This window comes from Sphingomonas sp., assembly GCF_035490575.1.
GTDB lineage: Bacteria > Pseudomonadota > Alphaproteobacteria > Sphingomonadales > Sphingomonadaceae > Sphingomonas.
The window spans coordinates 1-9,904 of sequence record NZ_DATJLI010000032.1; the positions used below are offsets into that span (position 1 = coordinate 1).

The 9,904-nt window shown below is 66.2% G+C and carries 9 protein-coding genes; 3 read left to right on the forward strand and 6 right to left on the reverse strand.

Features of this window, described 5'->3' with window-relative positions:
* The coding region (locus tag VL973_RS02250; protein ID WP_325282408.1) for an ammonium transporter at positions 1 to 972 on the forward strand (972 nt) is incomplete at its 5' end.
* Positions 973 to 1,079: 107 nt separating this feature from the next.
* Here VL973_RS02250 and mscL read toward each other — a convergent pair.
* Positions 1,080 to 1,547, reverse strand: coding sequence for a large conductance mechanosensitive channel protein MscL (mscL, locus tag VL973_RS02255; RefSeq protein ID WP_325282409.1), 468 nt, complete (start codon positions 1,545 to 1,547; stop codon positions 1,080 to 1,082).
* Positions 1,548 to 1,615: 68 nt separating this feature from the next.
* Between mscL and VL973_RS02260 the strand changes: the two genes are divergently transcribed.
* Entirely contained in the window at positions 1,616 to 2,152 is a 537-nt protein-coding gene (locus VL973_RS02260) for an NUDIX hydrolase (RefSeq protein WP_325282410.1), read from the forward strand.
* 86 nt (positions 2,153 to 2,238) lie between these two features.
* A complete protein-coding gene (locus tag VL973_RS02265; RefSeq protein ID WP_325282411.1) occupies positions 2,239 to 3,036 on the forward strand; it encodes a ThuA domain-containing protein in 798 nt (265 codons plus the stop codon).
* 10 nt (positions 3,037 to 3,046) lie between these two features.
* On the opposite strand, the gene VL973_RS02270 is transcribed toward VL973_RS02265, so the two are convergent.
* The 5 genes from VL973_RS02270 to VL973_RS02290 all read right to left on the reverse strand — a co-directional run bounded on the left by VL973_RS02270 (position 3,047) and on the right by VL973_RS02290 (position 9,837).
* Positions 3,047 to 3,964 carry a phytoene/squalene synthase family protein gene (locus VL973_RS02270; protein WP_325282416.1) on the reverse strand — a complete coding sequence of 306 codons (918 nt, stop codon included), beginning with the start codon at positions 3,962 to 3,964 and terminating at the stop codon, positions 3,047 to 3,049.
* 20 nt (positions 3,965 to 3,984) lie between these two features.
* Positions 3,985 to 4,566: an LOG family protein gene (locus tag VL973_RS02275; RefSeq protein WP_325282412.1), complete on the reverse strand. Its 582-nt coding sequence runs from the start codon at positions 4,564 to 4,566 to the stop codon at positions 3,985 to 3,987.
* An 81-nt stretch (positions 4,567 to 4,647) separates the two neighbouring features.
* Positions 4,648 to 6,126 (reverse strand): phytoene desaturase, encoded by a 1,479-nt coding sequence (locus tag VL973_RS02280; RefSeq protein WP_325282413.1) that lies wholly within the window; start codon positions 6,124 to 6,126, stop codon positions 4,648 to 4,650.
* Positions 6,123 to 7,286 (reverse strand): lycopene beta-cyclase CrtY, encoded by a 1,164-nt coding sequence (gene crtY / locus VL973_RS02285; protein ID WP_325282414.1) that lies wholly within the window; start codon positions 7,284 to 7,286, stop codon positions 6,123 to 6,125. Before crtY ends, VL973_RS02280 begins: the two co-directional genes overlap by 4 nt.
* A 73-nt stretch (positions 7,287 to 7,359) precedes the next feature.
* On the reverse strand, positions 7,360 to 9,837 hold the full coding sequence (locus VL973_RS02290; RefSeq protein WP_325282415.1) for a TonB-dependent receptor: 2,478 nt from the start codon (positions 9,835 to 9,837) through the stop codon (positions 7,360 to 7,362).
* Positions 9,838 to 9,904 lie beyond the last annotated feature (67 nt).

Genomic DNA, 9,904 nt, shown 5'->3' on the forward strand with positions numbered 1-9,904 from the left:
GCGGCGACCTTCTCCGACGGCGTCGTCATCCCCGAATATGTCTTCATCGCTTTCCAGATGACCTTTGCCGCGATCACCGTGTCGCTGGTCGTCGGCGGCCTGGTCGAACGGCTGAAATTCTCGGCGCTGATGGTGTTCGCCGTCGTCTGGCTGACGATCGTCTATTTCCCGATCGCGCACATGGTGTGGGCGGGCAATGGCCTCCTCTTCAACTGGAGCCCGGCGGCGCTGGACTTCGCGGGCGGCACCGTCGTCCACATCAATGCCGGTATCTCGGCACTGGTCGGCGCGCTGATCCTCGGCCCGCGCCTGGGCTACAAGAAGGATGTCATGGCGCCGCACTCGCTGACCATGACGCTGATCGGCACCGGCCTGTTGTGGGTGGGCTGGTTCGGCTTCAACGCCGGCTCGGCGCTGGAAGCCAATGGTTCGGCCGCGCTGGCCATGATCAACACCTTCGTCGCGACCGCTGCGGGCGTGCTGTTCTGGATGCTGACCGAGCGGGTGCTGGGTCACAAGGGTTCGCTGCTCGGCGCCTGTTCGGGTGCGATCGCCGGCCTCGTTGCCGTCACCCCGGCGGCGGGCAATTCGGGACCGTTCGGCGCAATCCTGCTGGGCGCGGTCGCCGCCATCCTCTGCGCGATCTTCGTGGTCAATGTGAAGCCCAGGCTGAACCTTGACGACTCGCTCGACGCGTTCGGCATCCACGGCATCGGCGGCATCATCGGTTCGATCGGCACGGCCTTCACCATGCTGCCATCGCTCGGCGGTCCGGGTGCGGCGGACTATGCTCTCGGCCCGCAGTTCGTGACCCAGGTGGTCGCGGTGCTGATCGCCGGCGGCTGGGCCGCGATCGGATCGGCCATCGCCTTCTTCATTGCCAGGGCGCTCACCGGCCTGCGGGTCAGCCCGGAAGTCGAGCGCGAAGGCCTCGACCTCGGGGAGCATGGCGAGCGCGCCTACAACTACTGAGGTTTCACAAGCTTCGGGACCGGCTCTTAATCCCCGGTCGGTCCCGTCACCTGGTTCCTCCTGCGGACCACTGGCCGGTGCAGCAATGCACCGGCCTTTTTTTTGGCTCACACGACCGGCGGGGTTCCGCGCGCCGCCTTCAGCTCGTCGCGAATTTCGCGCAGCAGCACCACATCGGCCGGATCGGCGGCGGGGGCAGCGGTGCCCTCGACCTTTTCCTTTTCCAGGCGCGTCATCATCCGGTTCACGCCGCGCACCAGCAGGAACACGATGAACGCCAGGATCAGGAAGTTGATGACGACGGTGATGAACTGACCAAAGCCAAGCAGCGGTGTGCCCGCTTCCTTAAGCGCGGCATAATTGCTCAGCGACCCGGCATATCCCTCCGGCACCGGACCCAGCCGAATGAAATAGCCCGAGAAATCGACCCCGCCGAATATCGCGCCGATCACCGGCATGATGACATCATCGGTCAGCGATTTGGTGATGGTGCCGAACGCCGCGCCGATGATGACGCCGACCGCCAGATCGAGCACGTTGCCGCGCGCAATGAACGACTGAAAATCCTTGAGCATGGTGCAGTCCTCTTTTCCCCGTTACAGGCGCGCGCAACCTAATCCGGGTTTCTTACGCTGGCGAGCCGATGCACGACGATCATTTCGATCATGACCGACCTGTCGAGACAATGTGGGCAGGCCGCTTCATCGAGGCGAAGCGCAAGGGGCGCTGGGAATTTGTGTCGCGCGCACGCGGCATCCGCGCCGCCGTCATCCTCGCGGTCGAGGACGGCCATGTCCTGCTGGTCGAGCAGTATCGCGTGCCGTTGGGCTGCCCCTGCATCGAATTGCCCGCCGGGCTGATCGGCGACGAGACGGCGGGCGAGGATCCGATCGAAGCCGCCCGGCGCGAGCTGGAGGAGGAAACCGGCTGGCGCGCGGCGACGATGACGCCGCTGGGCGAGTTCTGGTCGTCGCCCGGCATGGTGTCCGAAAGTTTCACGCTGATGCGCGCGACCGGGCTGTCGCGGGTTGGCGACGGCGGCGGCGTCGATGGCGAGGCGATCACTGTCCACCGTATCGCCCTTTCCGACATTCCCGCCTTTCTGGATGCGCGGCGCGCGGCGGGATGCGCGGTCGACGTCAAGCTGCTGGCGCTGCTGGGACCGTCGCTGATCGCTTGACCGACCCGGCTCGACGCGGTGCCCATGTTCACGCTATCACCGCCCCGACGCGGCCTCGACCGCGCGGTTGAGACGGGAGAGCGCGAATGATCCGACTGCTGGCGATGCTGGGCACCTTGATGACGCCGCAGGCCGCGCCCAATCCGCATCTGCCAAAGCCCGTCGTTGACACGACCGCGCCGACGCTGCCGCCCACGCTGAAACCCGGTTCGGTGCTGATCGTGTCGAAAACCAATGGCTGGCGGCATATCGAACATATCCCGCATTCGAACGAGGTGCTGGCCGGCATCGCCCGCGATCTGGGCCGCACCAGCTTCACCACCGAAAATGCCGCGGTGTTCGACGATGCGCTGCTCAAGCCGTTTTCAGTCGTCGTGCTCAACAGCGCCAGCGGCGATTTCATGACGCCGACGCAGCGCGCCGCGTTCGAGCGCTTCGTCGCGCGCGGCGGCGGCGTGGTCGCGCTGCACGCGGCGGGCGACGACAGCCACAAGGCGCCATGGTATGTCGATACGATCATCGGCACAACCTTCACCGGCCATCCCGGCGGTCCCGACCATATCCAGCCCGCGCGCGTCGTGGTGAAACAGCCCGCCCACCCCGTCATGGCGGGCATCCCCCAGCCCTGGATGCCAAAGGACGAATGGTATTCCTTCTCCCACGATCCCGCGACACGCGGCATGACCGTGCTGGCGAGCGTGGACGAGGCCAGCTACCGCCCCGGCGAAAAACTGGCGATGGGCGCCAGCCATCCGATCGTCTGGATCAATCCGCGCGCCAGGGGCCGCGTCATCTATTCGGCGATGGGACATACGCCCGAATCCTATGACGATCCCCATTACCGACGGCTGCTGACCAACGCCGTCCGCTGGGCCGCGCGCTAGGGTTTCGGGATCAGCGCGGCCGGGTCCACAGCACCGGGTCGCGCGGGGTGTCGGCATAGCGCGCGCGGCCCGCCGCCTGTGCGGCGGCGCGCGCGATCCACGCGGCCTTTTCCCGCTTCGACGTGGTGACGCGGTGGTCCCACGCATGGTCGCCGCGTTCCGCCACCCGCCGCGCGATGTCGCCGTAAATCCCCGCTGCCGCCAGCACCGCCCAGGCCGAGCGATAGGGCAGCGCCGGGGTGCCGCCGCGCGCGCTGTCCTCGTGCAGCGCCGCGCGGGTCGCCAGCCGCCGTGCCAGCACCGACAGGCGCGGGCGATAGGGCGGCTTCATGTGCTGCCCCGGCGGCATGTCCATCTCGACCAGCCATTCGACCGGCAGGTAGCATCGACCCGCGCGGTCATCCTCCTCGATATCGCGGGCGATGTTCGACAATTGAAACGCCAGCCCCAGGTCGCACGCGCGGTCCAGCGTCGCCTCGTCCGCCGGATCGACGCCCATCACCACCGCCATCATGCACCCGACCGCGCCCGCGACATGATAGCAATAGCGATACAGGTCGGCCTCGCTGCGCGGCCGCCATTCGTCGGCGTCGAGCTGGAACCCGTCGATCAGGTCGTCGGCGAACCGCTTGGGCAGGCCGGTTTCGGCCACCACGATCCCCAGCCCGTCAAACGCCGGTTCGCCGGTCAACGCGCCCGCGAACGCCGCGTCGGTCATTGCGCGCAACCGGGCGATCCGCGCGGGCGCATCGTCCACGCGGGTCATGCCATGGCCGTGATCCTGTCCGTCGGCCACATCGTCGCACGCGCGGCACCAGGCATAGAGCAGCCACGCGCGCTCGCGCGTGGCGCGGTCGAACAGTTGCGATGCGGCGGCAAAGCTTTTCGATCCGCGCGCGATCGAACGGCGCGCGCCGTCGACCAGCACCGCGCGCTGGTGCGGCGACCTCACAGCTCCTCGCGCGCCATCCGCGTGATCGGCACATGCGGCTGATAGGCGGCCATCCGCTCGATCAAGCGGTCCAGGTCGCGATCGACGATCAGGATGTCGCGGTGCTGCGGGCGCAGGAACCCCACATCGGCCATGCGATCGACAAAGCTGACCAGCGGGTCGTAAAAACCCTGCCAGTTCAGCAGCCCGACCGGGTTGGTGTGATAGCCGATCTGCGACCAGCTCATCGCTTCCCACAATTCGTCCATCGTGCCGGTGCCGCCGGGCAGCGTCAGGAACCCGTCCGACAGGTCGGTGAAACGCTGCTTGCGCTCATGCATGGTGCCCACGGTTTCCAGCGCGGTCAGCCCGCGATGCGCCACTTCGGCATTGACCAGCGCCTGCGGGATCACGCCGATCACCTCTCCGCCCGCCGCCAATGCGCTGTCCGCCACCGCGCCCATCAGGCCCAGCCGCCCGCCGCCATAGACGGTGCCGATGCCCCGCTCGGCCAGCGTCCGGCCCACCAGCCGCGCGCATTCGAGGAAGGTCGGGTCCGCCGGAGTGGCCGATCCGCAATAAACGGCGATACGCTTCATTTCGGGTCCTGTCGTGGTCACGGGCAAGCGTCATAGGGCGCGGCGCGGCACCCCTCCAGCCCCTTCACTTGCGCCGCCCGTTCACCGCTCCCCTTCCAGCATCAGCGCCGCGGTCGCCTTGGCGCTGCCGACCACGCCCGGAATCCCCGCGCCGGGATGCGTGCCCGCGCCGACGAAATACAGGTTGGGGATATGGTCATCGCGGTTGTGCGCGCGGAAAAACGCGCTTTGCGTCAACAGTGGCTCCAGGCTGAACGCGCTGCCCAGATGCGCCGACAGGTCGCGGGTGAAGTCGGCGGGCGTATAGCTGAACCTGGTCACGATGCGGTTGTGGATGTCGGGGATCAGGCGGCGACCTACTTCGTCCAGAATGCGGCGTTCATATTCGTCCTTGATCGCGTCCCAATCGGCGGGAAAGCGGCCCTGATGCGGCACCGGCGCCAGCGCGTAGAAGGTCGAATGTCCCTCCGGCGCCATCGACGGATCGGTGACGGTCGGGTGGTGCAGATACAGGCTGAAATCCTCCGACAGCACGCCGTGATCGTAAATGTCGGACAGCAGACCCTGATAGCGTGGACCGAACAGGATCATGTGGTGCGGAATGCCCGGCCATGTTCCCTTGACGCCGAAATGCACGACGAACAGCGACGGCGAATATTTCTTCTTCTCGAGCGACTGCGTCGTCCGCCGCGCGCTTCTCGAACCCGACAGCAAGTCGCGGTAGCTGTGCATCAGGTCGGCGTTCGACGCGACCGCATCGACATCCAGGTGAAAGCCGCCGGCCGTCGTCACGCCCGTCGCGCGGTCGCCCAGCGTTTCGATCGACGCGACCGGATCGCCCAGCCGCACGACACCGCCCAGCCGCTCGAACTGGCGCACCATCCCCGCGACCAGCCGGTTGGTGCCGCCCTTCGCGAACCACACGCCCCCGTCGCGCTCCAGCTTGTGGATCAGGGCATAGATCGCGCTGGTCTTCATCGGATTGCCGCCGACCAGCAGCGTGTGAAAACTCAGCGCCTGGCGCAGCTTCTCGTTCTTCACGAAGCTGGCGACCATCGAATAGACCGACCGCCAAGCCTGATATTTCGCCAGCGCCGGCGCGGCCTTGATCATCGACCCGAAGTCCAGGAACGCCTTGGCGCCCAGCTTGACGTAACCTTCCTCATACACGCCGCGCGAATATTCGAGGAACCGGGCATAGCCTTCGATATCGCCGGGATCGAGCTTGGCGATCTCGCGCTTCAGCACTGTGTCGTCGTTGGTATAGTCGAAATTGGTCCCGTCGGCCCAATTCAGGCGATAGAACGGGTTGACCGGCAACAACTCGACATCGTCGGCCATGTCATGGCCCGACAATGCCCACAGCTCCTGCAACGCTTCGGGCGCGGTGATGACGGTGGGTCCGGCGTCAAAGGTGAAGCCGTCGCGCTCCCAGTAATAAGCGCGCCCGCCGGGCTTGTCGCGCGCCTCGAATATCGTCGTCTGCACGCCGGCTGCCTGAAGGCGGATGGCCAGCGCCAGCCCCCCGAATCCCGAACCGATGACCGCTGCGGTCTTCACGCCTTTGTCTCCCGAATGGCGGCGATGGCGCGTCCCACCGGCACCGGCGGCTTGCCGGCAAGGACACGCGCCTTGTCTAGAAAGGTCGATTGACCCGAATAAAAGCGCCCGATCAATGCGGGATCGAGCCGGTAGAAGCGCGCCAGCACGCGCCAGCGTTCCGCCGGTTCGGCGGCGCGGAACAGCATCGCCGTCAGCGCCCGGTAAAAACCGCGCGCCTTCCATGTGGCGGCGGCCAGGCCGTGCGTCAGCTCGTGCAGGCCCGCCCCCGAATAATCGCGCGCGCGCGCAATCCGCGTGGCGGTCCGCACCGCATCGGGCAGCGAATAGCCGGTCAGCGGGTGGAACAGCCCCGCGCGCATCCCGGCCTTGGCCACGCCGCGCCCGCCCGACAACCAATATCCCTCGAAATCGCCGCCCCACACCACGGGCAGCGCCCCGCGTTCGGCCCGCGCCACGCGCGAAACGGCCCAGCCGCGCGCGGCGGCATAGTCGGCGATGCGGTCGCCCAGCACCCGTTCGGACAGCTCGGGCGTATCGCTGTAATAAGTATCCTCCACGAACATCCGGTTCGCGGCAAAGGGCAGGCAATAGACAAAGCGATAGCCGTCGATCTGCTCGACACTGGCATCCATCACCATCGGGCGCGACGCCTCATGGGACGCGTCCAGCACCAGTTCGTGCCCGACGAACTTCTGCCAGCCCAGCCTCAGCATCGACAGGTCGGCCGGACCCCGGCAATCGATGACGCCATCGGCCTCGACCCGGTCGCCATCGGCCAGCACCACCGCCGTCGGGCTAGCGCCCAGCACTCGCCGCCCCAGCATCAGCGCGTCACCGGGCAGCCGCGCGCGCACCACCCGGTCCAGCCGCTCCGATTCGATGCTGCGATAATCGGCGTCCAGCGTCCGGCGATGCCCCGGAAACGCCACGTCATAGCCGGACCAGCGATGCGCGATCAGCGGCTCGACCAGCCAGCGATTCTCGGCCGCCACATCGCTTTCGAAAAACGACCACAAATGATTGCCGCCGACCGCATCACCCGCGTCGATCAGACGGACGGTCAGCCCCGGCCGCGTCTCGGCCAGCGCCAGCGCGATCAGCCCCCCGGCCAGGCCCGCGCCGACGATCGCGACATTGCAACGATGGGTGGACGGCATCGCCCCCGACTAGCGATGATCGCGGGGACTGGAAAGGGGATGGGCGACACGCGACCCCTCCCCGTCGCGGCAATCAGAACGATGCCGATAATGTCGCGCCGAACGTGCGCGGGTCCCCCGGCTGCCCCACGATCAGCCCGGTGTTGCCCGATTGGGTCGCCAGCACTTCGTAATAATCATGATCGAACGCGTTCCGCAGCCACAGGAAGGCATTCCACCCCTGATCAGCCCGGTATCCCAGCCGGAAATTGGACAACGAATATCCCGCCACCGTCGTGTAGATCGACTCGGAAGGGTTGGAGGAAAAATCGGATCGATAGCTGCCGTCATAACCGAGGTAGAAATTGCCGTCGGTGTCGCCGATCCGCGCGGGCAGCGCATATTCCGCGCCGAATGAGAATGCCCAGTCCGAAATGCCCGGCAGCCGCTGACCCGAAATGTCGCAAAATGGCGGGCTGATGCCGCCCGGCGTGCCGGGCGCGCTGATCGCCTGCCCCGGCGCGGCGACGGTGCCGCCCGACAGTTCAGGCGGGCAGGGCGCATCGACAAAGCGCACATAGCGCGCATCGGTATAGGCCGCGTTGGCATAGAGGTTCAGCCGCTGGGTCGGGCGGAATGCGGTGTCGAGTTCCACGCCGCGCGTCCGCACCTGTCCGGCATTGGCCAGATAACCGCGCAACACCCCCAGCTGGCCATTGGTGACGGTCGCCTGATAATCGCGGATGTCGGTCCAGAACGCCGCCAGATTGGCGGTAATCCGGCGATCCAGAAACTGGGTCTTGAGGCCCAGTTCATAGTGATTGACCTGTTCCGGCCTTACCTGCGCCACCGCCAGGATCGGGTCGTTCGATGCGTCGAGCGGCAGGCCCGAAAGGTTGATTCCGCCCGATTTATAGCTGCGGGCATAGGTCGCATAGCCATGGATGTCGGGCGCGAAGTCATAAGCGAGCGTGATGTCGCCCGACAGGTTCCAGTCCGAGAATTCGGGGTCGTAACGTTGCGGCGCCAACACCCCGCGCTGATTTGCGTTCAGCACCGTCGACCCCGTGCCCGTGGTCACGACCGAGACATAGGACCCGCGCTTGCGATCGTAATTCAGCCTCAGGCCCGGCGCGATCGACAAGGCATCGCTCAGGTGCCAGGTCAGCTTGCCGAACGCCGCCATGCTGGTGTTCGAAAAGTCGATGGTGTTGCGGGCGGTCAGCCCGTCCAGCACCGCCGGGTCGCACGCCGCGGTCGTTGCGGTCGCGCATCCGTTCGCCCCGAACGGAGGGTTGCCGGGATTGAGCAGGAAGCGGCTGGCCGCCGGACCCTGAACCTGCAAACCCTGCGTGTCGATCGTCTGGTGGAAATAGAACAGGCCCGCGACGTAATCGATCGCACGCCGGCCGTTGGATGCGATCCGCACTTCCTGGCTCACCTGCCGCTGCTGCGACGGATTGGCCGATACGGTCGTGATCGGCAGCCCGATGAAGTCGCGATCATTGGACGGGTCCCAGTCCCAGAATCGCCACCCGCTGATCGACGTCACGGTCGCCGCGCCCAGATCCCAATCGGCGACCAGCGACGCGCCGCCCAGTTCCTGGCGGGCGCGCAGTGGCGTATCGAGGTCGGTGACGCGATCAAATGCGTTCCGCGAAGGCGGTTCGTATCCGAACGCGGCCGCCAGCGCTTCATATTGACGCGACACCGGCCGCTGCGTCGCGCCGACGCGTGCGAAGATCTGGGCGCAACAATCGGGGTTCTGGTGGTTGTAGTCGCCATATAATGTCAGGCGCAGGTCGTCGGTCGGCTTCCACAGCAATTGCCCGCGCAGGCTCTGATTATCCTGCGCGTTCACCCATTTTCCGGTCGCCAGGTTGTCGATCGTGCCGCGCCGCGATGTCACCGACGCCGACAGCCGCGCCGCCAGCCGGTCGCCGATGATCGGTCCCGATGCCGATGCCTTGGCCTGCACGAACTCGAGATTGCCGGTCGAAAGCTCGATTCGCGCCTCGGGCGTAAAGCTGGGCGCGCGCGTGGTGATGTTGATCGCGCCGGCGGTGGTGTTCTTGCCATACAGCGTTCCCTGCGGCCCCCGCAGCACCTCGATCCGCTCGGTATCGGTGAAGTCGAACGTCGCCGATGCGATACGGCTGTAATAAACACCGTCGACATAGATCCCGACACCCTGTTCGATACCGTCGTTCGTCAGGCCGAACGGCGCACCAAGACCCCGGATATTCGCGGCCGAATTGCGCGGATTGGTCGAATAGAATTGCAGCGTGGGCTGAAGCTGGGTCAGCCGGCTGACATTATAGGCGCCCGTGTCGGACAGCGTCGTGCCGCCAATGACCGACACCGCGATCGGAACCGTCTGGATCGTCTCCACGCGCCGCCGGGCAGTCACCACGATTTCACCGCTCGATTGCTGTGCCGGGCCAAGCCGCCCGCGATCAGCGCCCGGTTCCTGGTCAGACGATGCCTGTTGCTGACCGGCTGGTGCATTCTGGTCGTTCGCAGGGGCAGGCGACAAAAGCTGCGCTGCCAGCATTCCCAACATCATCGTCATTGCTTCACTCCCTGGTTCGGGCAAAGGACATAAACCCACTATTCCGATCAATGCACTAGGTTTATGC

Coding starts and splice junctions, on each gene's coding strand:
- VL973_RS02290 (WP_325282415.1), bottom strand. CDS start 9,837: ATGACGATGATGTTGGGAATGCTGGCAGCGCAGCTTTTGTCGCCTGCC.
- mscL (WP_325282409.1), bottom strand. CDS start 1,547: ATGCTCAAGGATTTTCAGTCGTTCATTGCGCGCGGCAACGTGCTCGAT.
- crtY (WP_325282414.1), bottom strand. CDS start 7,286: ATGCCGTCCACCCATCGTTGCAATGTCGCGATCGTCGGCGCGGGCCTG.
- VL973_RS02260 (WP_325282410.1), top strand. CDS start 1,616: ATGCACGACGATCATTTCGATCATGACCGACCTGTCGAGACAATGTGG.
- VL973_RS02275 (WP_325282412.1), bottom strand. CDS start 4,566: ATGAAGCGTATCGCCGTTTATTGCGGATCGGCCACTCCGGCGGACCCG.
- VL973_RS02265 (WP_325282411.1), top strand. CDS start 2,239: ATGATCCGACTGCTGGCGATGCTGGGCACCTTGATGACGCCGCAGGCC.